The 21,605-nt window shown below is 49.4% G+C and carries 20 protein-coding genes and 3 pseudogenes; 14 read left to right on the top strand and 9 right to left on the bottom strand.

What is annotated here, in order from left to right:
- Positions 1-10 precede the first annotated feature (10 nt).
- The 3 genes from silB to silC form a co-directional block, all read right to left on the bottom strand.
- The gene (silB, locus tag NA986_RS23640) at positions 11-1,303 is read right to left on the bottom strand and encodes a Cu(+)/Ag(+) efflux RND transporter periplasmic adaptor subunit SilB (RefSeq protein ID WP_001398209.1); all 1,293 of its coding nucleotides are present in this window, start codon (positions 1,301-1,303) and stop codon (positions 11-13) included.
- A 113-nt stretch (positions 1,304-1,416) separates the two neighbouring features.
- The gene (gene cusF / locus NA986_RS23635; protein ID WP_001246155.1) at positions 1,417-1,770 is read right to left on the bottom strand and encodes a cation efflux system protein CusF; all 354 of its coding nucleotides are present in this window, start codon (positions 1,768-1,770) and stop codon (positions 1,417-1,419) included.
- Positions 1,771-1,797: 27 nt separating this feature from the next.
- A complete protein-coding gene (silC, locus tag NA986_RS23630; RefSeq protein ID WP_000475512.1) occupies positions 1,798-3,183 on the bottom strand; it encodes a Cu(+)/Ag(+) efflux RND transporter outer membrane channel SilC in 1,386 nt (461 codons plus the stop codon).
- 189 nt (positions 3,184-3,372) lie between these two features.
- Here silC and silR point away from each other — a divergent pair, with 189 nt between their 5' ends.
- From silR to copM, 4 genes are all read left to right on the top strand, one after another.
- A complete protein-coding gene (silR, locus tag NA986_RS23625; protein WP_000697969.1) occupies positions 3,373-4,053 on the top strand; it encodes a copper/silver response regulator transcription factor SilR in 681 nt (226 codons plus the stop codon).
- Complete coding sequence (gene silS, locus NA986_RS23620) at positions 4,046-5,521, top strand: copper/silver sensor histidine kinase SilS (RefSeq protein ID WP_000555737.1); 1,476 nt, start codon at positions 4,046-4,048, stop codon at positions 5,519-5,521. The genes silR and silS overlap by 8 nt, the downstream gene beginning before the upstream one ends.
- Positions 5,522-5,771: 250 nt before the next feature.
- Positions 5,772-6,203, top strand: coding sequence for a silver-binding protein SilE (silE, locus tag NA986_RS23615; protein ID WP_000790483.1), 432 nt, complete (start codon positions 5,772-5,774; stop codon positions 6,201-6,203).
- A 143-nt stretch (positions 6,204-6,346) separates the two neighbouring features.
- Positions 6,347-6,697 (top strand): CopM family metallochaperone, encoded by a 351-nt coding sequence (gene copM / locus NA986_RS23610; RefSeq protein WP_000694953.1) that lies wholly within the window; start codon positions 6,347-6,349, stop codon positions 6,695-6,697.
- Between the two features lie 387 nt (positions 6,698-7,084).
- Here the strand turns inward: copM and NA986_RS23605 are convergent.
- Positions 7,085-7,993, bottom strand: a pseudogene (locus tag NA986_RS23605) (HNH endonuclease).
- Positions 7,994-8,629: 636 nt separating this feature from the next.
- Here NA986_RS23605 and NA986_RS23600 point away from each other — a divergent pair.
- The 5 genes and pseudogenes from NA986_RS23600 to NA986_RS23580 all read left to right on the top strand — a co-directional run bounded on the left by NA986_RS23600 (position 8,630) and on the right by NA986_RS23580 (position 12,089).
- Positions 8,630-9,604, top strand: a complete 975-nt coding sequence (locus tag NA986_RS23600) for a GGDEF domain-containing protein (protein WP_001148756.1) — start codon at positions 8,630-8,632, stop codon at positions 9,602-9,604.
- Between the two features lie 178 nt (positions 9,605-9,782).
- A pseudogene (locus NA986_RS23595) lies at positions 9,783-10,028 on the top strand (hypothetical protein); the annotation flags it as partial.
- A 143-nt stretch (positions 10,029-10,171) separates the two neighbouring features.
- Complete coding sequence (locus NA986_RS23590; protein ID WP_000493378.1) at positions 10,172-10,522, top strand: hypothetical protein; 351 nt, start codon at positions 10,172-10,174, stop codon at positions 10,520-10,522.
- A gap of 50 nt (positions 10,523-10,572) precedes the next feature.
- Complete coding sequence (locus NA986_RS23585; protein ID WP_000129823.1) at positions 10,573-11,316, top strand: hypothetical protein; 744 nt, start codon at positions 10,573-10,575, stop codon at positions 11,314-11,316.
- On the top strand, positions 11,313-12,089 hold the full coding sequence (locus NA986_RS23580) for a site-specific integrase (protein ID WP_000015958.1): 777 nt from the start codon (positions 11,313-11,315) through the stop codon (positions 12,087-12,089). The genes NA986_RS23585 and NA986_RS23580 overlap by 4 nt, the downstream gene beginning before the upstream one ends.
- Before the next feature lie 57 nt (positions 12,090-12,146).
- Here the strand turns inward: NA986_RS23580 and NA986_RS23575 are convergent, their stop codons facing one another.
- Together NA986_RS23575 and NA986_RS23570 are read right to left on the bottom strand one after the other, a co-directional pair.
- A complete protein-coding gene (locus NA986_RS23575; protein WP_000764642.1) occupies positions 12,147-12,404 on the bottom strand; it encodes a hypothetical protein in 258 nt (85 codons plus the stop codon).
- Between the two features lie 128 nt (positions 12,405-12,532).
- Entirely contained in the window at positions 12,533-12,637 is a 105-nt protein-coding gene (locus NA986_RS23570) for a hypothetical protein (RefSeq protein ID WP_032409716.1), read from the bottom strand.
- Positions 12,638-13,166: 529 nt separating this feature from the next.
- Here NA986_RS23570 and NA986_RS23565 point away from each other — a divergent pair.
- The gene (locus NA986_RS23565) at positions 13,167-14,033 is read left to right on the top strand and encodes a replication initiation protein (RefSeq protein ID WP_004118283.1); all 867 of its coding nucleotides are present in this window, start codon (positions 13,167-13,169) and stop codon (positions 14,031-14,033) included.
- A gap of 176 nt (positions 14,034-14,209) precedes the next feature.
- On the opposite strand, the gene NA986_RS23560 is transcribed toward NA986_RS23565, so the two are convergent.
- Positions 14,210-14,479 carry a hypothetical protein gene (locus NA986_RS23560; protein ID WP_000339857.1) on the bottom strand — a complete coding sequence of 90 codons (270 nt, stop codon included), beginning with the start codon at positions 14,477-14,479 and terminating at the stop codon, positions 14,210-14,212.
- A 414-nt stretch (positions 14,480-14,893) separates the two neighbouring features.
- Between NA986_RS23560 and NA986_RS23555 the strand changes: the two genes are divergently transcribed.
- Both NA986_RS23555 and NA986_RS23550 read left to right on the top strand, forming a co-directional pair.
- The gene (locus NA986_RS23555) at positions 14,894-16,099 is read left to right on the top strand and encodes an AAA family ATPase (protein ID WP_000368714.1); all 1,206 of its coding nucleotides are present in this window, start codon (positions 14,894-14,896) and stop codon (positions 16,097-16,099) included.
- Positions 16,099-17,073: a ParB family protein gene (locus NA986_RS23550; protein WP_000064119.1), complete on the top strand. Its 975-nt coding sequence runs from the start codon at positions 16,099-16,101 to the stop codon at positions 17,071-17,073. Before NA986_RS23555 ends, NA986_RS23550 begins: the two co-directional genes overlap by 1 nt.
- 81 nt (positions 17,074-17,154) lie before the next feature.
- Here the strand turns inward: NA986_RS23550 and NA986_RS23545 are convergent, their stop codons facing one another.
- Positions 17,155-18,426, bottom strand: coding sequence for a Y-family DNA polymerase (locus NA986_RS23545; RefSeq protein WP_047671986.1), 1,272 nt, complete (start codon positions 18,424-18,426; stop codon positions 17,155-17,157).
- Positions 18,426-18,857 (bottom strand): translesion error-prone DNA polymerase V autoproteolytic subunit, encoded by a 432-nt coding sequence (gene umuD, locus NA986_RS23540; RefSeq protein WP_000776034.1) that lies wholly within the window; start codon positions 18,855-18,857, stop codon positions 18,426-18,428. Before umuD ends, NA986_RS23545 begins: the two co-directional genes overlap by 1 nt.
- A gap of 405 nt (positions 18,858-19,262) precedes the next feature.
- Here umuD and ltrA point away from each other — a divergent pair.
- A pseudogene (gene ltrA / locus NA986_RS23535) lies at positions 19,263-20,750 on the top strand (group II intron reverse transcriptase/maturase).
- Between the two features lie 151 nt (positions 20,751-20,901).
- Positions 20,902-21,599 (top strand): IS1-like element IS1X3 family transposase gene (locus NA986_RS23530; protein ID WP_223229472.1). Its coding sequence is split into 2 segments (ribosomal slippage): positions 20,902-21,151 and positions 21,151-21,599, totalling 699 coding nucleotides; the frame shifts between segments, so codons are not numbered across the junction.
- Positions 21,600-21,605 lie beyond the last annotated feature (6 nt).

Raw genomic sequence — 21,605 nt, 5'->3', positions numbered from 1 at the left:
CGTCGTCTCCTCAGTGCCCTGAATGCATATTTACAGGCTGGTCAGACATTGCTGGCATACTGCTTTTTGTTTTTTCAGGGTGGCGCATACGTTCCAGCGCGCCCGTAATATTGGCTTCGGAGTCAATGAGGAACAGGCCACTGACCACCACGGTATCGCCTTCATTCAGGCCGGAGCCGATGCCGGACTGTTGCTGTGATTCATGCAGAACGTGGATCTGTTTCGGCACAAACTTGCCTTCATCATCAACAGTAATCACGCGCTGTTCTTTGCCGGTATCGATAACGGCCTGGCTTGGTATCAGCAGCATCTCCTGGCTTCTGGTATTCAGTTTCAGATAGGCATTCATGCCCGGCTTGAGAAACTCATCCTTATTAGAAACCTGGAGACGGACCTGAAGCGTACGGGTTATCTGATCCACGCTGGGAAGAATATTCCATTTTTCGACATGGAATGTTTTATCCGGATAAGCCGGTACCGAAATTTCAAACTGCGACGTATCTTTCAGCAGATAGGCGATAGATTCTGGCACTGCAGCGCTGATCCAGACCGGGTCCATTCCCTGAATCTGAGCCACCACCTTATCTTTCGAAATATTCATGCCGGTGCGCAGGTCAAATGCAGTAATGACACCATCAATAGGTGCTTTAATGGTAAAACGGGTCTGAATGCTCCGGGTAGAACGCAGTCTCTGAATATCCTCTTCCGGCATACCTGCCAGGCGAAGCCGTTCCAGAACGCCTTTAATTTGCGTGGAAGTACCACCGGTGCTGGATAACAGAAGGAATTCACTCTGTGCTTCCACCCAGTCCGGAATGGTAATATCGATAAGTGGCGTCCCCTTCTTCACATGATCGCCAATCGTCATGGGGTAGACTTTTTCGACAAACCCGTCAGAACGCGCCTGCACAATAACAAACTGATACTCGTTATAGCTGACATTAGCCGGGATTGTCTGAGAATAATTCAGCATTCCTCGCGTGACTTTTTGCGTTTTTAATCCCAGATTCTGAACCTGGGTTGGGTCGATACGGATCCCGCCACTGCTTTTATCGCCACTGTCATCAGCATATTTTGGCACCAGGTCCATATCCATAAAGGGCGATTTTCCGGGTTTATCAAATTTGGTATCCGGTTTCATCGGGTCATACCAGAAAAGTACCTTTCGCTCCGGTGCCTTTTGTTCGGTTTGTACTGTTTTTTGTGATGAGTTTACATACTGCCAGGCAGTAACCGATATCAGCCCCCCTGCTATGAGGCTGCTGATAATTATTGCAGCATATTTTATCTTTAAAGAAGCCATACAATTTTCCGCTAAAAAATCAAAACACCTGGCATATGCGCCTGACGGTTAACTCACACATATACCTATGTGAATGTACAGGCGCACAGGATGTAATCGCTCCGGACAGCCAATCAGGACTGCGTCACGTTAATGCTTTTGAGTAAGGAGATATTGCCCTGCTGAATAAACGAGAAATCGACATGGTTGCCTGTTTTCAGGGCATTAATAGCATCGTCTGCATTAACAAAAGTAAAGCGCATGGTCATTGCAGGCCAGCCCACCGCTGGAATTGCTTCATGCGAAATGGTGATTTTCTTAGTATTCATATCAATGTCTTTAACGACACCGGTGCCCTTGATAACTTGCTGTACCGAAGCATCACTGGCAGTATTCATATCGCCATGCTGATGTGTTTCAGCATGAAGACCGGCAGAAAACATGACAGAGAAGGCACCAAATAAAACGGCTTTAAGTGAATTACGCATTTTAATTTCCTGATTAATTAAATAAATTTACTCTACCCAACCGCCACCCAGCGCGGTAAACAGATTAATTTCGTTAACCTGTCGGGAATAGGTAAGATCGAGAATGGTTTGCTGCGTAGCGAAGAGGGAACGTTCTGCATCCAGCACTTCGATGTAACTGACAGCACCACTTGCATATAATCCTCTGGCACGCTGGAGAGTTATCTGAAGTGAATCAAGATAACGCTGCTGTGACTCAAGTTGCTGGCTAAGGCTGTCGCGCAGCGCAAGCGTGTCGGAAACATCCTTAAAGGCTGACTGAATTTTTTGTTCGTAATTAACCACCGATTGTTGCTGGCGAATTTCAGCCAGCTTCAGATTGGCTTTATTCCTGCCAGCATTAAAAATAGGAATTTCAATTTTAGGGATAAAATTCCACATTCCACTTCCTGACGTAAACAGGCTTGACAGCTCCGTACTGCTTGCGGAAAGACCACTGGTCAGGGTAATGGAGGGGAAAAAGGCCGCTCGCGCTGCGCCAATATTGGCATCAGCCGCTTTCAGCTGATATTCCGCTTCCATAATATCCGGTCGCTGCAGCAAAATTTGTGAAGATAGATTTGGTGGCAATTTTACTGGTGCGATCTCCCCGCCTTTCATCCCTTTTTCTGACGGAAGTGCGCGGTACGTTCCCAGCACCAGTTGCAGGGCATTGTTTGCCTGAGCCAGATCGCCTTCTCGTTTGGCTATTTCGGCGCGGGTACTTTCGATTTGTCCTCTCGCCTGTTCAAGTGCCAGAACGTTCGTACTCCCGGTCACGAGCTGTTGCTCAACGAAAGCATAGGACTGTTCATAATTTTTCAGCGTTTCCCGCGCAATACGGAGTTGTTCGTACGCCAGTTGCTGGCTGAAATAGCTCTGTGAAACGTTGGAGACCAGCAGGATGTGTACGGCACGACGGGCTTCTTCGCTGGCAAAGTAGTTCTGGCGATCAGCCTCACTCATGTTCTTAAGTTTGCCAAAAAAATCGAGCTCATAGCTGAGCTCCAGACCCGCGTCGTACTCCTGTGTGGTCGGCTTGTCACCTTTCAGACCACCGTTGTATGTGATCCCGGATGAGGCATTCAGTTGGGGATAACGATCTGCATCCGTGACGTTGAACTGGGCCCGGGCCTCTTCAACCTTCAGGGCAGCCATTCTCAAATCACGGTTATTATTCAGGGCTTCACCGATCAGCCTGCTGACCTGGGGATCGACAAAAAAGTTTCGCCAGCCCGTATCCTGATAGCTGTTTACCGCAGGCGTCAGACTGTTTTTAGACAATGAAAACTGCTGGGGAACCGGAGCTGGCGGACGCTGATATTCAGGTGCCAGAGAAACACAACCAGCCAGGATGAATATGGTACTGATGCTGAGTAATTTTAATTTGAACATAACGCTTCTCGTACAGGCAGACCTGGTAAATGGTTCAAACGAAGTCCAGAGTATTGATAGGGGTACTTTACCTAACGCTCTCTGTTTGCCGGGTGACAGGATAATGACAATGTTGTCATTTTTGCTGTAATCCGTTGATAACGATCGTGGGCGCAATAGAATGACATTAGCAGCCAGCCGGGGAGCAAGATGAAAATATTGATCGTCGAAGACGAAATTAAAACAGGTGAATATCTCAGCAAAGGGCTTACAGAGGCAGGGTTCGTAGTGGATCACGCTGATAATGGTCTTACCGGATATCATCTCGCCATGACAGCCGAGTATGATTTAGTCATTCTGGATATCATGCTACCTGATGTGAACGGCTGGGATATCATCCGCATGCTGCGCACTGCCGGAAAGGGTATGCCGGTCTTACTGCTGACAGCCCTCGGCACGATCGAACACAGGGTCAAAGGACTGGAACTGGGTGCGGACGATTATCTGGTTAAACCCTTTGCGTTTGCCGAACTGCTCGCCCGGGTGAGAACCCTTCTGAGGCGGGGAAACACGATGATCACGGAAAGCCAGTTTAAGGTGGCTGACCTCTCGATTGATCTCGTATCCAGAAAAGTCAGTCGCGCCGGAAACCGCATTGTACTCACCAGTAAAGAGTTCAGCCTGCTGGAATTCTTCATTCGCCATCAGGGAGAGGTTCTTCCCCGCTCCCTGATTGCCTCTCAGGTCTGGGACATGAATTTTGACAGCGACACTAATGCGATCGATGTCGCAGTAAAGCGACTCCGCGCTAAAATAGACAACGATTACGGGACAAAGCTGATCCAGACAGTCCGGGGCGTGGGCTACATGCTGGAGGTCCCGGATGCATAGCAAACCTTCCAGACGCCCTTTCTCACTCGCTCTGCGGCTGACCTTTTTTATCAGCCTGTCCACGATACTGGCTTTTATCGCCTTCACCTGGTTTATGCTGCATTCTGTTGAAAATCATTTTGCCGAGCAGGATGTCAGCGATCTTCAACAAATCAGCACCACACTGAACCGTATACTGCAGTCCCCGGTGGATCCGGATGATAAAAAAATAAGCAAAATAAAGGAATCAATTGCCAGCTACCGCAACGTTGCCCTTTTGCTCCTCAATCCCAGGGGTGAAGTGCTCTTTAGCTCAGCTCAGGGGGCGGCACTACGCCCGGCAGTGAATTCAGCAGATTTTAGCGAGCACAGCCGCGCACGGGATGTCTTTCTCTGGACGGTGGAGGATCCTGCGGGACCGATGGATACCGGGTCCGAAATGAAGATGGAAACATACAGGATTATCGCCTCCTCTGGTCAGGCGATATTTCAGGGCAAACAGCAGAACTATGTCATGCTGACTGGCCTATCCATTAATTTCCATCTCCATTACCTCGATGCGCTGAAAAAGAACCTGATTGCGATTGCCGTCGTGATAAGCCTGTTGATTGTTCTGATCATTCGAATCGCTGTCCGTCAGGGGCACCTGCCCCTTCGTAATGTCAGCAATGCCATTAAAAACATCACCTCCGAGAATCTTGATGCGCGACTGGAACCGACACGCGTTCCCATTGAGCTGGAGCAACTGGTTATCTCGTTCAATCATATGATTGGAAAGATTGAGGATGTCTTTACCCGCCAGGCCAATTTCTCTGCCGATATCGCGCATGAGATCAGAACGCCCATCACCAATCTGGTGACGCAGACTGAAATCGCACTGAGTCAGGATCGAACACAGAGGGAACTTGAGGATGTCCTCTATTCCAGTCTTGAAGAGTATAACCGGATGACCAAAATGGTCAGCGATATGCTGTTCCTGGCACAGGCAGATAATAATCAGCTGATACCTGACAGGGTCATGTTTGACCTCAGAGCGGAAGTCATGAAAGTCTTCGAGTTTTTCGAAGCCTGGGCCGAAGAACGCAATATCACGCTCAAATTTAACGGGATGCCCTGCCTGGTTGAGGGAGATCCACAAATGTTCAGAAGGGCGATCAATAATCTGTTATCCAATGCCCTGCGTTATACCCCGGAGGGACAGGCAATCACCGTCTCAATAAGAGAGCAGGAGAGCTTTTTTGACCTTGTGATTGAAAATCCGGGGAAACCGATCCCTGAAGAACATTTATCAAGGCTGTTTGACCGTTTTTATCGGGTGGATCCATCCAGACAACGAAAAGGAGAAGGCAGCGGCATCGGCCTTGCGATTGTGAAGTCAATCGTGGAAGCACATCACGGAAGAGTGCAGGTGGAATCAGACGTACGCTCCACGCGTTTTATCTTATCCGTGCCCAGACTGGAGAAAATGATCCCGGAAACCCAATGCTGAAAATAAAGATGTAAATGACAAAGATGTCATTAGCCTGTCATGCAGCAAACAGAAGCCATTCGATATAATTAGTGCAACTTATCAGGAAGGCTGGATTGCTTCATCAATACCCGGCGTCAGAGTACGCCAGGAAATGAATATCCAGCCCTCTTCCGGAGAAATAAACGCTGCCGAACTTGTTTCAGTTATGGAACTGAAAACACCGGTTGTACTTCCCCGGACATCACTAATTCAGAAATGGAGAGTTATCATGAAAAATATCGTATTAGCATCTTTGCTGGGCTTTGGTTTAATTTCATCGGCCTGGGCCACTGAAACCGTGAATATCCATGATCGCGTCAACAATGCACAGGCTCCTGCTCACCAGATGCAGTCTGCTGCGGCTCCTGTCGGGATCCAGGGGACTGCTCCTCGTATGACCGGTATGGACCAGCATGAACAGGCCATTATTGCTCATGAGACCATGACGAACGGCTCGGCGGATGCGCACCAGAAAATGGTGGAAAGTCATCAGAAGATGATGGGAAATAACACGGTATCCACGACCGTCCCGTCAACGTCTTACGCGGCGATGAATGAGCATGAAAGAGCAGCGGTTGCCCATGAATTCATGAATAACGGGCAATCCGGCCCACATCAGGCCATGGCCGAAGCGCACCGCCGCATGATCAATGCAGGCTGAATGCGACGGTAGTATCCGTGCTGTTACCTTTTCCCTGATAGATTTTCCTGAAACAACGTTGCTACATTTTTGCCCCCCGTCAGGGGGCTTTTTTGTCTGACTCAGCTATACTTAACCGGTACCTGTCTGAAAGGAATTATTATATGAAAATCAAAAACACCCTTTTTGTAATATTAATGTTATCCCTGCCAGCCATTTCTGCTGAACATTCGGAAATGAAAATGTCAGATATGCACTCATCGGCATCATCACAGGAATATATGGCTGGCATGAAAAATATGCATGAAAAAATGATGGCCGCCGTTAATGAATCCAATCCCGATAAGGCCTTTGCAAAAGGTATGATCGCACACCATGAAGGGGCAATCGCAATGGCTGAGACCGAGCTCAAATACGGAAAAGATCCCGAAATGAGAAAGCTTGCGCAGGACATCATTAAAGCTCAAAAAGGTGAAATTGAGCAGATGAATAAATGGCTTGACAGTCATAAATAATGAACACTGGAGTGTTGTCTTGCGCACCCTCTTAGGGTACCCCCGGACACGAAAATATATAGCACTTAACTAATTAAAAACCCGAATAATTTCGGGTTTTTAATGTAACTTTCTTTTCTGAACGGAAATAATAGTCATACAATTTAATTTTCTTGTAATTACTCCTACTTTTAATCAGGTACTGGACGATGGATAACGACTCCCGCCTGAGAGGGAAAATCCGTCTGGTTACCTGGCGCTATACTTAACCGATTGATCGACATGCCATGCTGGTAAAATATTAAAATCCTCCCCCATAAATCTGAACCACATGACAGGATTGATAGTCAGGCAGTATTTCACATTCATTGCTAAAAAAATAAAAATAAGCATACATCTTCTCGAAGATTAATTACCTTCCATCTTGTAAAAAAGAATTAAATCCTCTAATAATATCTCGATTCCCGCTTTTTTTAATACATCTTTCCGCTCGGCATATATTTTCCTCAACATATCTTCAAACCCCTTGCCAAGATAAATTTGTTTATGGCAGTTGCAACATAGTGATATGATATTCTCTTCCACATCCAGTGAATTCTCAAAATAGTCTTGCTTTGACATCGGGACAATGTGATGAGGTTCTGTGTAATTTAGAGGAGAGTTTCGCCTTCTGAACGTTGGATGGTCGCAATTAATTTCACATTTATAATCAGCTTTGTTAAGCGCATTTTTTGAAACAGATTTACTTCTTGGGTATGAGAGTCCATTTTTGACTTCTATTGCAGCTTTCTTAGGTTTCGCTTTTTCGCTATACTCAAATGTCTGAGTAACGTCAAAGTGATTACTTTCTTCTAGAGCAGTGATCAAATCATTATCTGAGTAAAAATCAATGCTTGAGCTTTCGTTCGTACTAAAAAAATCTAGTTCTTTTATTGCCTGAACAAGTTATTCACGGATAGTCCATAAATTTCGCTTTGGGTTTCCTTTAATTTCTCTACTTTTCATGACTGTAATGAATTTTGTCCCGGAAGCAATCTTTCCGACTCCTTTAACCTCGAATCGGCCAAGCTGCTTCTGAACTCTTCCACCCAACCCATTGATTACACCATTAGCACTCATACTGTGCAGGTCGTACTTCTTGCCGATATCGAAACATGTACAGGAATGGTCTGGCTCAATGAACCATTTTTTTAACGCTGCAATACTTTTGTCATCAAAAACTTTTTTATCCCTTAATAAAATCTTCCATTCTTCAACGCTAATATCTATATCACAGACGTATTCACCATCAATTACTTCACATATTTTTTCAATCATGTCCATAACTCTCTTGTAACACAGGCTTTGTAATAATGTAAAATCCGTTACACGGCGTTGTATGTAATGTCATTGTCTCTTGGACTCCTACAGTCCAAAACAACTTTGTGTTTTGTTGTCCAAAAACTTTTTGTTGCCGTGAGTTCTCACTGAGATAAATCTCGCCTTGAGCGTATCACATCTGCAGACTTCCTCTCAACCTTATGGACTTAACCCGGTCATTCTTCACGACAAAGAAAGTACGGCATTTTACATGACGAAGAGACGGTCTCAGCTTCACATGACCGGATAACGTTTTTAATGTACTTCATTATTACGGCACGGGTGTTCAACGAGTATTTTTAAATATTAATCATTTTGTTTAACGGGTGGATACCTACAAATTTTAACATTTACTAATCAAGATAGCAGTTATACGTACTTTCCCGGCAAAAATCCTGAGGTTTACAGATTCCCTCACCGTAACAGACCCGGTCATTCCCCTGGTCCTCCGGAGAGTCTAGTACGAGTGATAAACGTGAATTCCTGTACCTGAAGTTCAGCCGCTGGCAGATAAGTCGTGAACTATAATTACACTCAGTCAGATCCAAACACCTTTTCATCTGCATATATACTTTGTACATACCAGGAGATTACATGCAGGCACCCGGTATACCGGAGAATGAAGAACAGAGGCTGAAGTCCCTGTATATTACCAGCCTTCTTGATACCCGTGACGATGAGCGTTTTGAACGCCTGACGCGGCTGGCCCGCAAAGCCTTTCAGGTCCCGGTGGCCCTGATAAGCCTGCTGGATCGCGAGCGCCAGTGGCTCCTCGCCTGCCAGGGCGTCGGCGTGCGCGAAACTCCACGTGATATTTCGTTCTGCGGGCACGCCATTCTGCAGGAAGGGCCTTTTATCATTCACGATGCGGCTGCCGATGCGCGATTTCACGATAATCCCCTGGTTACCGGTGAGCCACACATCCGGTTCTACGCCGGCCAGCCGGTGAGCCTGCCGGATGGCACGGTGGCCGGCACGCTGTGCCTGATCCACACCGTTCCCCGCGCCTTCACGGATGAGGACATTGCGTCCCTCCGGGACCTGGCCTGTATCGTGGAGGACGAATTCGAGGCCATCAGCATGGCCATGACGGACAGCCTGACGGGCATTCCCAACCGGCGCGGGTTTTACCGCGCCGGCGAAAAACTCTTCCGCGCAATGAACCGGCAGGATGCGTCGTTCAGCCTCATCTATTTCGATCTGGACAGGTTCAAACCGGTTAACGATCTCTGGGGACACGCGGAAGGTGACGAGGTGCTGAAGATCTTTGCCGGCTTTTTACATCAGCACCTTGAACCGGGTGAAATAGCAGGCCGCCTCGGCGGGGATGAGTTTGCCGCCCTGATCCGGCGAAACGGTAACACTCAGTCTTATCTGCACGCGCTGAGTGCCAGTCTCGATCATTACAATGACACCTCGGGCAAGCCCTACAACATCAATTATTCCTTTGGCGAACTGATCAATAACGCAGACCATTATACGACACTGGCGGAGATGATCGGTAAATGTGACGAAGTGATGTACCTGAAGAAAAAAAGAAAGACCCTGTCGCGGAAAACAGAACCGTGACGTTCTCCTTCCCGGCTGATCCCCTGACCCGGGGTTCAGCCGGACGGCATGAACAATATATTTAACCGCAGGACGCATAAAGTCATTTATATTTGCTCATGGTGCAATAGTCCACTCATCGCAACAATTACTCGTTTTTTGTGTCCATGCTGCAATAATTCCTCTTCTCCACTTCTGAGATCCGAAAAAAGGTAGTTCCGGATCTGATTCAGCCCCGCCGGCGCGCAGCGGCCCGGAAACACAAGATGTAGCGGTGTTTCCAGCTGTCAGTGACCATATATGTTGTGCCCCTCCCCTGCCCCGTGACCGGCCGCTCACCACCCTGAAAGGGCGCTGTGGTTATTCCGTGTGCGTGGTACACTTCCGGAAACTGTGGAATAACATAAAAGTCGGATCCGGCCAGAGCGGCCGTCAGGTAATTTAATTACGTTGTTATATGGCTGCTTATTATTTTAGTATGTGAAAATCACTCTCGTGAAAGTCACTGTCGCGACAGAGTGGCACTCATCTGACGATGATTGAGGTGTGGTAAAATTGCACGGCTAACTATTCAACTGAGGAAAGGACATGTTTACTGCATTCAATGAGAGAAATGATTTCAGTTATGCTTTTGAAAAAATCCGTAATGCGATTTCCGCGCCAGGAGAAAATAATCTTTATGCTGCAACAGAATTAGGTCTTGGCATTCTGCTCCGTAAATACGAGCAGTTTCGCCAGGAACTGGATGCGGCCGGTGAGCTGGGAAACTGGGAATATGATCTCGATACCTACAATCACTGTATTGCGGTGCTGCAACGTTACTTCACCGGCAATCCATCCGGACTGACAGAACGTGATGCCCGGATTTACAGCCATTACCTGCAGACTGAGCACAAAAGGTTTGTGAAACTGGCTGAAGAGCTGGCTGCCGGCCGCTGACTACGGACAGAGGGCGGGATTTCTCAGGAATATAAAGGGGTAAATGATCAATGACTGATATACAGGCCGCAACTGAGAGTATAGTTGCTGCGACATCCCATCCGGTTTCCGTACAGCTGATTAATCAAGGGGCGGGGATCTGGGGAAACGTGGCAACCGGGCTTATCACTGGCCTGCTTACTGGGGGTATAACACTCACTGGCATCTGGCTGACACATTATTTCACGCTTAAGCGTGAGAGACAGGCGTCAGAAGATAAAATGAAAAAGGAACTGCATTACATTGCCACCGAGTTGGTATTCATGCTTGAACGGTATGCTGAGGGTTGTTTCCGGGTTGTGACGGATGACGGCCAGGATGATGATGCCCCCCAGCCTGAGAGAAAAGCTGTCACGAATTACCCTGAACTGAATCTGATCGATGTCTCCGGTGACTGGCGGACTTTAGAGCCACGTCTTATGTATCGCATCCGTGAACTGCCGGTGCTCCAGGATGAGGCCCACAGGGCAATTGCATATGCCGCCGAATACTCCGACCCTCCTTGGCATAAGGACTATTTCAGGGAACGGCAGTATCAGTTCACGCGCTTGGGCATCAACGCTGTCATTCTTGCCGTCCGTCTGCGCAAGGCAACCGGGATGCCCGAAACACGTCTTACAGGTCATGATGAATGGTCTGCAGTTTCCGTGTTTCGTAAAGTCTGGAGGCGCGAAAGAGCCCTGCGCGCTGCTGAAGCTACCCGCAACAGGGAGTGGAATCAATTAGTGATACCTGATGGAATGTCAAACCAATGAGCGGCCTCTTATCATATTCTCACCCGCAGCAGCCGGCGCAAATGCCGGTGGCCATTGACTATCCCGCCGCGCTGGCCCTGCGCCAGATGGCGCTCGTTCAAGATGAACTACCGAAATACCTGCTGGCACCGGAAGTCAGCGCCCTGCTCCATTATGTGCCCGATTTGCACCGCAAGATGCTGCTGGCAACCCTCTGGAACACCGGCGCACGTATCAACGAGGCGCTGGCGCTGACCCGGGGGGATTTTTCGCTGGTGCCACCGTATCCGTTCGTGCAGCTGGCCACGCTTAAGCAGCGCACCGAAAAAGCGGCCAGGACAGCCGGCCGAGCTCCCGCCGGTAGCCAGGCTCATCGTCTGGTTCCGCTTTCCGATCACCACTACGTCAGCCAGCTGCAGATGATGGTGGCCACCCTGAAAATTCCGCTGGAAAGACGCAACAAGCGTACCGGCAGAACAGAGAAAGCCCGCATCTGGGACATCACCGACCGGACAGTACGGACCTGGATTGGCGAAGCGGTTGAAGCGGCCGCCGTCGACGGGGTGACATTCTCGGTGCCGGTCACCCCGCATACGTTCCGCCACTCCTACGCGATGCATATGCTGTATGCCGGCATACCACTGAAGGTTTTGCAGAGCCTGATGGGCCACAAATCGATTAGCTCGACGGAAGTCTATACGAAGGTGTTCGCACTTGATGTTGCTGCGCGGCATCGAGTTCAGTTTCAGATGCCCGAAGCGGATGCGGTAGCCATGCTGAAAGGGAATATTTAAGTACTTAGGAGAATGATGCTGGCGAACGTCCTGCTCGCCGGGGAGGTCTGTCAGACGTTATCTGGACCAGCTGACGGGAATATCTGCTCTGTATTCCTCATACTGCTCATAGATCGCATGCTGAAGCATCGTAATACGTTCTGACAACCTGTTGGCGTCCGACATATGCCGCCATTCCCCCTCAATAGTGGTTTTCTGTCCATCCGGGAGATTGAGCGTGATCAATACCTTTGTATCACGAATAATCACCCCGTCAGTGAAAGAATTAAGACCACTCCTTACGGTATTATCTATCTGTATAGTTTCAAGTTTCATCTTGTTACCTCCTGTTGACCGGATCCCAAGCATAGATATCTGAATTCAAATTGCCTAGTGAAATGTCTGGATATGCCGCATTTTTCCCCTTATACAGCGAAGCTGGCCAAAGGCCAGCCCGCTTGGATTTATCGCTTTTGCCAGTAGATCAGCATGGCAAGGAACAGGATTGTTGCCCCCTGAGAAGCGGTCAGGAAAGTTTCCAGCAATGACATTATCGTAAAACTCCGCATTATTCAGGTGTGTGATTCAGGGGCCTTAGTCCCCCTTTTACAGGACGTAGTGTTCTGTCACGACGGAAGCCAGGGTTAATAAAAACGATTCGAATATGTCTGCAGGGACGATAGAAATCTTCGTGCGGGTTGTCTCGCTGTAGCCGGCTCTGGAGAGCGACTCGGGGGAGGAGTAGTATCTTCCGGCCACGGATATGATCGAGCCAGCAGTGCTCGCCGCAGTCGAGCGACAGGGCGAAGCCCCGAGTGAGCGAGGAAGCACCAGGGAACAAAACTTATAAATTCTGCTTACGCTCAATGCCTGAAAAATCACCTCCCCTCGGGGTTATCCACTTATCCACGGGCATATTTTTATAAAGTACTTTTTTATTCTTTTTCTTTATTTTACATCTTTTAGGGAGCCTGAAAGCCGCGTACAGTGCGGCCTGAGAGGGGGCCTGTATGGGCAACTGGTAAACATAATATGGGAAATTAATCACGTATCAGTGGGTTTTGTGTCAACAAGCTATGGGATACGCATCAACAAGCTATGGGAAAGAGGTCAAGTTCAGTTCTCAATTATCCACTTGTGGATAAAGTGCAGATTTTTCCGGTGGATAAGTATCGCGATAGCTTGCAATTTCTGTTTTCACTGTCATTATGGGTGGGTAAAAATTTACCCATAGGCATTGAAATGGATACTCAAGCACTCTTGCCAGCTACTAAAACGTTTAAAAAACGCGCCAGTATAAAGCAATCTAACGAATTGACCGAAGCTGCATATTACCTGCCTCTTCAGGCAAAACGTGTGCTGTGGTTATGCCTCATGCAGGCCTATTTTAATGACAGCCAGGAAGATGACTCTGACGTATTGCCGCTCTTCAAAATCAGCGTTTCCGATTACGTCAAATACTTCAATGTCGCTACGTCTGTCGCCAGTCGTGATGTGAAGGCTGGGGTAAATGCTCTGGGCGAATCAACGGTTACCTTTTATCCAAAAGAAGGTGAGTTTGAAGAAGTTAAACGTCCGTGGCTGGCTGAAGCAGGAATGAAGCGAGGCCGGGGTTCCTGGCAGATTGAATTTAACTACAAGGTCATGCCATTCCTGGTCGGCTTAACCTCCCAGTTCACTACCTATTCTCTCTATGACTGTGGCCAGCTTAATAGTGTTCGTGTCATCCGGCTTTATGAAAGCCTGTGTCAGTTCCGGAGCACTGGTGTCTGGATCACCACACATGACTGGTTATGTGAAAGGTTTATGCTCCCTGCCTCGCAGAAAAACAATATTGCTGAAATGAAGCGTACCTTCCTGGAACCTGCTCTGAAGAAAATTAATGAGAAGACGCCATTAAAGGTAACATATACCACTGAAGAAGATGGTCGCTTGCTGTTTAATTTTCTTGATAAAAAACAATAGTCTGTAATTTTTATTTCCTCCCCCCTTAGTTTGTTGCTGACATATGGGGGGATACTGAACTTGCTGTGTTTCCCATAGTGCTTGCCTAACTTGACCTGTTTCCCACACTCCCGACCGTCCGAGAAGTTGACCTGTTTCCCATAGTCCGGGCCGTCCGAGAAGCTGACCTGTTTCCCTTAGTCCGGGCCGTCCGCGAAGTTGACCTGTTCCCCACACTCCCGGCCGCCCGCGAAGTTGACCTGTTTCCCACAGTCCGGGCCGTCTGCAAAGTTGACCTGTTTCCCACAGTCCCGGCCGCCCGCGAAGTTGACCTGTTTCCCATAATCCGGGCCGTCCGCGAAGTTGACCTGTTCCCCACACTCCCGGCCGCCCGTGAAGTTGACCTGTTTCCCATAGTCCGGGCCGTCCGCGAAGTTGACCTGTTTCCCATAGTCCGGAGCGTCCATTAAAGTTGACCTGTTTCCCACAGAGGATGGAAAACTCTTCTTGTGCTGAGCGTAAGAGCTATCTGCCGGAACGGTTCCTCTTCGCTTCCTCGCCAGTTCGCTCGCTACGCTCGGTTACATGGCTGCGGCGAGCGCTGATACATAAGGCTCAGCATTGCACTGGTCGTAACTAAAATCAGAATCCTTCTGAATGACTCTCCTGTCTTGCAAGTTGAATACCTTTCTCAAAGCCCTTTTGTATGAGTTGCTGTTGATGGTCAAAAGTGCGTCTGCGTGTTGCTGCAGTGTGATTTAGTAGCACGCCCGTCGAGCTTCATCCCCCTTCTGTTGAGAGCGAAATCAAAACAATATGATTTTTTTCTTGCAACATGACACTTTTTGTTCAAAATGACAAAAAACGTCATGAGGTGATAAATGGACAATATTGAGCAGTTACGGAAAGTCGCTACACGTGCAGGTAAGCTTCTGACATCTTTGAGCGAAAGTATCCGACAGCAAAAAGAGGAATTGAAGCTTACCGAGTTCTATCAGGAATACAGCAAAGCCGCTCTGTATAAGCTGCCTAAGCTCAGTAAAGGCAGTGTTGAGTATGCTGTGTCCGAAATGGAAGCCGGTGGCTACATTTTTAAAAAGAAACCTTCTGGTAATACGATGAAATACGCGATGACGATTCAGAATGTCATCGATCTGTATAACCATCGTAAAGTACCGAAGTACAGGGATCGCTTCGATAAAGCCTTTACGATTTTTGTATGTAATCTTAAAGGTGGTGGTTCCAAGACAGTTTCTACCGCTTCATTATCACATGCTTTTCGAGCTCATCCTCAGCTTCTGTTCGAAGACCTGCGTATTCTGGCCATCGATTTCGATCCGCAGGCATCTCTGACAATGTTCCTGAGCCATGAGAATTCAGTGGGCTTGGTTGAAAATACGGCTGCTCAGGCCATGCTCCAGAACGTGTCTCGTGAAGAATTACTTTCCGATTTTATAGTACCGTCTATTATCCCTGGTGTTGATGTAATCCCCGCTTCCATTGACGATGCATTCCTTGCTGAAGGCTGGAAGGGATTGTGTGAAGAACATCTGCCAGGGAAAAATATTCATGCGGTGCTTAAAGAGAACATTATCGACAAGCTCCAGCATGACTACGACTTTATTTTCCTTGATAGTGGTCCTCACCTTGATGCGTTCCTGAAAAACTGCATTGGGGCGGCAGACCTGATGTTGACCCCTCTTCCACCGGCGACGGTTGATTTTCATTCTTCCCTGAAGTTTGTGGCCAGCCTCCCTGCCCTCATAGATTCCATCGAAATGGATGGGCACACCTGCAATCTCATCGGTAATGTCGGCTTCATGTCCAAGATCCTGAACAAGTCTGATCACAAAATTTGCCATAGTCAGGCCAAAGAGGTTTTCGGTGCCGATATGCTAGACATGGTTCTGCCAAGACTGGATGGTTTCGAACGTTGTGGGGAGACTTTTGACACAGTTATTTCAGCAAATCCAGCAACCTATGATGGAAGTACAGAGGCACTAAAAAGCGCAAAATCAGCAGCGGAAGACTTTGCGAAGGCAGTCTTTGATCGCATCGAGTTCATTCGTACTAACGGAGGTATGTGATGTCGAATGAGAAAAGAAAAACCATCGGCAGACAGTTAAATACCCAGGCGTCAATTGCGGAAATGACGGACACCGGTAGAAGCCAGGTATTTACCTTAAAAACCGGCAGGAAGGTAACGTTCAGGTTTGTTCGGGTGCCTGCATCTGAAGTTGAAAGTAAGACCTTCGTAAACCAGGAAAACAACGGAAGAGATCAACTTGCACTGACCAGGGAATCCCTGAAATCCATTATCCAGACGATTAAGTTTCAGCAGTTCTTTCCCTGTATTGGTATTAAGCAAAGTGAAAGGATTGAGATACTGGATGGTTCAAGACGGCGAGCCTCAGCAATTTTTGTCCGTACAGGCCTTGATGTAATGGTTACCGAAGAGCATTTATCAGCTGATGAAGCTCGCCAACTGGCTAAAGATATCCAGACAGCTAAAGAACATAATCTTCGGGAGATTGGCCTGAGATTGATCGCTCTTAAAGAGTCCGGATTTAATCAAAAGGAAATTGCTGAACTGGAGGGGTTATCTCAAGCTAAAGTTACCAGGGCGCTGCAGGCGGCGGCCGTACCGCAAGACTTGATTTCTCTGTTCCCGGTTCAGTCGGAGCTATCGTTTAGTGACTATAAACTTCTTTTAGAAGTTAATGAAAAACTCAGTGAAAAGGGATTAACGCCTGAAGAACTCATTCAGTCTGTATCAGCTCAGCTCGATGCAATTTTGAGTGAAGGCGAGCGACCAGAAGACGAACAGAAAGCCAGTATACTGAAGCTGATTTCTCAGGCATCTCAGGCATTGATAGATCCATCTCCCAAGGAAAAGTCAGTGGTTTCCCCACTCTGGTCTTTTGAAGAAAAGGACAAGTTCGCGCGTAAGCGTGTGAAAGGGCGTACGCTGACTTATGAGTTTAGCCGTATGTCAAAAGTGATTCAGGATGAACTGGACAAGGCTATCAACGAGGTCCTTGACAGAAATTTGAGTCAATAATTTCGCCATGGCGATTTCACATCTAACTTATTGTAATTAGGCAGTTTAGGCTGATAATTTCAAGGTGAAATCGCCAAAGTTTTACGCCAGTTTCGCTGAAGGAATATCTGACCATCGTGTCGTATAAGCAGGAGAAAGCATCTCCCGTTTCATCTGCCATTCCGGGGCAATACCCCGCCCCGCAAACCATACTTTACCCAGCCCTGAGTTGTTGATCCCGTCCAGAACCTTCATCAGCTCAGCACTGTAAGGGCGTGGCGGGCGTTCGTCGAACAGCTGCAGCTGCGAAACGCCGGAGCCGGTGAAGTCATTCAGCATAACTCCGGCTTTGGCATACCGGTGCCCATCCCTCCAGATACGCTCCAGAGCCGTTGTAGCGGCTGCAATGATGTCCCTGGTGTCCTGAGTGGGTGTAAGAAGTTTTTCCGTAGCCACGTTGCCGTAGTAAGGCTCTTTAATGGCGAACGGAGACGTTTTGATGAAAACGGAAATATGCCGGCAATACTGGTGCTCTTTACGCAGTTTTTCAGAGGCCCGCTCTGCGTGCTGACAGATAGCCTGACGGAGTGACTCGTACTCCGTGATCTTCACGCCAAAACTGCGGCTGCAGACAATTTGCTGTTTCGTCGGAGGGGCTTCCTCAAGCGAAAGGCAGCTTTCCCCGTTCAGTTCCCGTACCGTTCGCTCAAGGACCACAGAAAAATTTTTGTGGATGAAGGCCGGGTTCGTCAGGGCGAGATCGAGCGCGGTCTTAATGCCCAGTACATTCAGCTTGCGTGCAATACGGTTACCCACCCCCCAGATTTCTTCAACCGGCTGCAGTGAAAGCAGTTTCCGCGTTCTCTGCGGATTTCCCCTGGTCAGAGCAAGTACGCCACGAAACTGTTTCCACTCTTTTGAGGCCCACTGGGCTGATTTTGCGAGGGTCTTCGTTGGTCCGGCGCCCACGCCAATGGTCAGGTGGGTACAGTCATACACGTGCTGACGCAGCTGCCGGCCGAAGTCCTCAAGCTCCATACAGTGCTCCACGCCGGTCAAATCGAGGAACATCTCATCAATTGAATACTGTTCCACTCTGGGGGCCAGTTCCTCCAGGCTGTTCATCACGCGCGCCAACATCGAGGCATAAAGTTCATAATTACTTGAAAACGCATATATTTTTTCCGGGTATCTTTCGTTTTTTATCTGAAACCACGGAGTTCCCATTTTGATCCAGGGCTTCGCCTCGGCACTGCGAGCGATTACATTCCCGTCGTTGTTGCTCAGGACGACTATCGGCTTTCCTTTCAAATCCGGGCGGAAAACACGTTCACAGCTGGCATAGAAGCTGTTCACATCGGCCAGGGCAAACATCAGTACATCTCCCTCGGGCGGTGGATGATATGCGTGACGACGCCAAAGATATCCAGCTCGTCGGGATCAGGATAAATCGGCGACCAGGAGGCATTCATGGGCTGCAGCGTCAGTCGCGGCGTCAGCAGAAGCCGTTTCACCGTAAACTCCCCCTGCATGCTGGCGACAACGATATCGCCGTGCCGCGGCTTTTCAGCACTGTCCACAACCAGCAGATCGCCATTGTACAGACTGCCGTCGGCCATGCTGTCTCCGCTGGCACGCAGGTAGTACGTCGCGCTCGGATGCCGTATGCAGTAATCATGGAGATCCAGATCGGACTCGACATAGTCAGCAGCAGGGCTGGGAAAACCGCAGCTGGCCAGATCGGCAAACAATGGATGGGCCTGTGGCGGGAGTTCTTTCCCGGTGCTGAAAAGTTGTAGTTTCATCTTTCCTCCTGACACTCTAATTTTACTGGTTATACATACAGTTTTCACCGGGAGACCGGTAGAGATCAAGGGGTGAAAGTCCCCGACCATTGAAGGACCAGCAATCCACAAGGTCCCCGAGTCATGCGTTGCATACCGCGAGGTATGGGGCGAAGCGTTGACAGGGGTGTTGACAGGCCAGCCATTGAGCCACGAAATGTATATTAAATTACCGGGTGCCGACGTTGTACTGTTAACGGAAGGCAACATCATAGGGTGCGATACTGCGAGTGCCACATGGACCCGGCGGGGTCTGAGACCCTGGCATGTCAATACGATCTCTACGCGGGAACCGGGAGATCTCCCCTCTGACCATCTGCCAGTGTCGGAGACGGCCCGCACCGGGAAGACGAGGAGTCATAGCCGGTGATGTACGGAGAGGAGAAGTCGGACTCGCTCATAGTAGCGGCGAAGCAGGCGAACAACCCGAAAGGAGCGGAGTCAGTGGAGCGAAGGAGCGGGGCCAAGGGGAATGCGGAACAGCCACACATGCGCCGGACACAGAGCCGGGAAAGCATGTCACAGAGGCTGTCACGCGTGCGGGAAGCTGCGAAGCAGCGGAAGAAAGAACGGTTTACAGCATTGTTCCACCTGCTGACAGTCGAAGCACTGGAAGCCGCATTCCTCTCCCTGAGCAGGAAAGCGGCCGCCGGAGTGGATGGCATCAGGTGGATGGACTACGCCGGAAACATGAAGAACAACATAACAGATCTGCACCGGAGGCTACATTAGGGCAGCTACAGGGCGCAGCCCGGCAGGCGTCACTACATCCCAAAAGCGGATGGAAAACAACGCCCGCTCGGCATCGCCTCGCTGGAGGACAAGATCGTCCAGTATGCGCTGGTGAAAATCCTGAACGCAGTCTATGAAAACGACTTTATGGGGTTCTCATACGGGTTCAGACCCGGGCGAAGCCAGCACGATGCACTGGACGCACTGGCCACAGGGCTGGTACGCACTAACGTAAACTGGGTACTGGATGCCGACATCAGTCAGTTCTTCGACAGGGTGAGCCACGAATGGCTGATCAGGTTCACAGAGCATCGGATCGGCGACCGGAGCGTAATCAGGCTCATACGTAAGTGGCTCACAGCCGGGACGTTGGAGGAGGGTCAATGGCGAGCAACGGAGGAAGGCACCCCACAGGGTGCGGTCATCTCACCGCTGCTGGCAAACATATACCTCCACTACGTCTTCGATCTGTGGGCGCATCAGTGGCGACGTCGCTATGCCACAGGCAATGTGGTAATGGTCAGATACGCCGATGACATCGTCATCGGGTTCGACAAACGATACGATGCCCGGCGCTTCCGTATAGCCATGCAGCGCAGACTGAGGGAGTTCGGACTCACGGTTCACCCGGAGAAAACCCGTCTGATGGAGTTCGGCCGCTTCGCTGCCGAAAACCGTGCCATCAGGGGAAAAGGCAAACCAGAAACGTTCAACTTCCTCGGGTTCACGCACATCAGCGGGAAAGATCGCAACGGCAGGTTCATGCTGATACGAAAGACCCGCCGGGATCGGATGACGGCAACTCTGAAAGCCATCAAAGACGGTCTGCGAAGGCGCTGGCATTACTCAATCCCCGAACAGGGAAAATGGCTCAGGAGAGTGGTTCAGGGATACCTGAACTATCACTCGGTACCGGGCAACTTCCCCACCATGCAGAAGTTCAGGACACACGTAACAAACCTCTGGCGCCGGGCGCTCAGGCGCAGGAGCCAGAAGGATGATACGACCTGGACGAAAGCAAACAAACTGGCAGCCGCATGGCTACCAAGGGTTCGGGTTCTTCATCCATGGCCTGTGGAGCGGTTCACCGCCAGACACCCGAGGCAGGAGCCCGGTGCGTAAATCGCGCACGCCGGGATCTGTGCGGGGGGTATCCGGTAACGGGTATCCCTACCGCGACATATTTAACAGCGTGACGATAATCCAGATCGCCTGCCGGATAATGGTGCCAACTTACTGATTTAGTGTACGATGGTGTCTTTGAGGTGCTCCAGTGGCTTCCATCTCCATCAGTTGTCCCTCCTGCTCAGCTACTGAAGGCGTGGTGCGTAACGGTAAAAGTACTGCCGGACATCAGCGCTATCTCTGCTCTCACTGCCGTAAAACATGGCAGCTACAGTTCACTTACACCGCCTCTCAGCCCGGTACGCACCAGAAAATCATTGATATGGCCATGAATGGCGTTGGATGCCGGGCAACCGCCCGCATTATGGGCGTTGGCCTCAACACGATTTTACGTCACTTAAAAAACTCAGACCGCAGTCGGTAACCTCACGCATACAACCGGGCAGTGACGTCATTGTCTGCGCGGAAATGGACGAACAGTGGGGCTACGTCGGGGCTAAATCACGTCAGCGCTGGTTATTTTACGCCTATGGCAGGATGTGCAGGACGGTGGTGGCACGCGTCTTTGGTGAGCGTACTCTGGCCACGCTGGAGCGTCTTCCGGGCCTGCTGTCGGCCTTTGAGGTCGTGGTATGGATGACGGATGGCTGGCCGCTTTATGAATCCCGCCTGAAGGGAGAACTGCACGTTATCAGCAAGCGATATACGCAGCGAATTGAGCGGCATAACCAGAATCTGAGGCAGCATCTGGCAAGGCTGGGCAGGAAGTCACTGTCGTTCTCAAAATCGGTGGCGCTGCATGACAAAGTCATCGGGCATTATCTGAACATAAAACACTATCAGTAAGTTGGA

The sequence above is a fragment of the Salmonella sp. NW177 genome, from assembly GCF_051811585.1.
Lineage (GTDB): Bacteria > Pseudomonadota > Gammaproteobacteria > Enterobacterales > Enterobacteriaceae > Salmonella > Salmonella enterica.
This window is presented reverse-complemented; position numbering and strand designations above follow the sequence as displayed.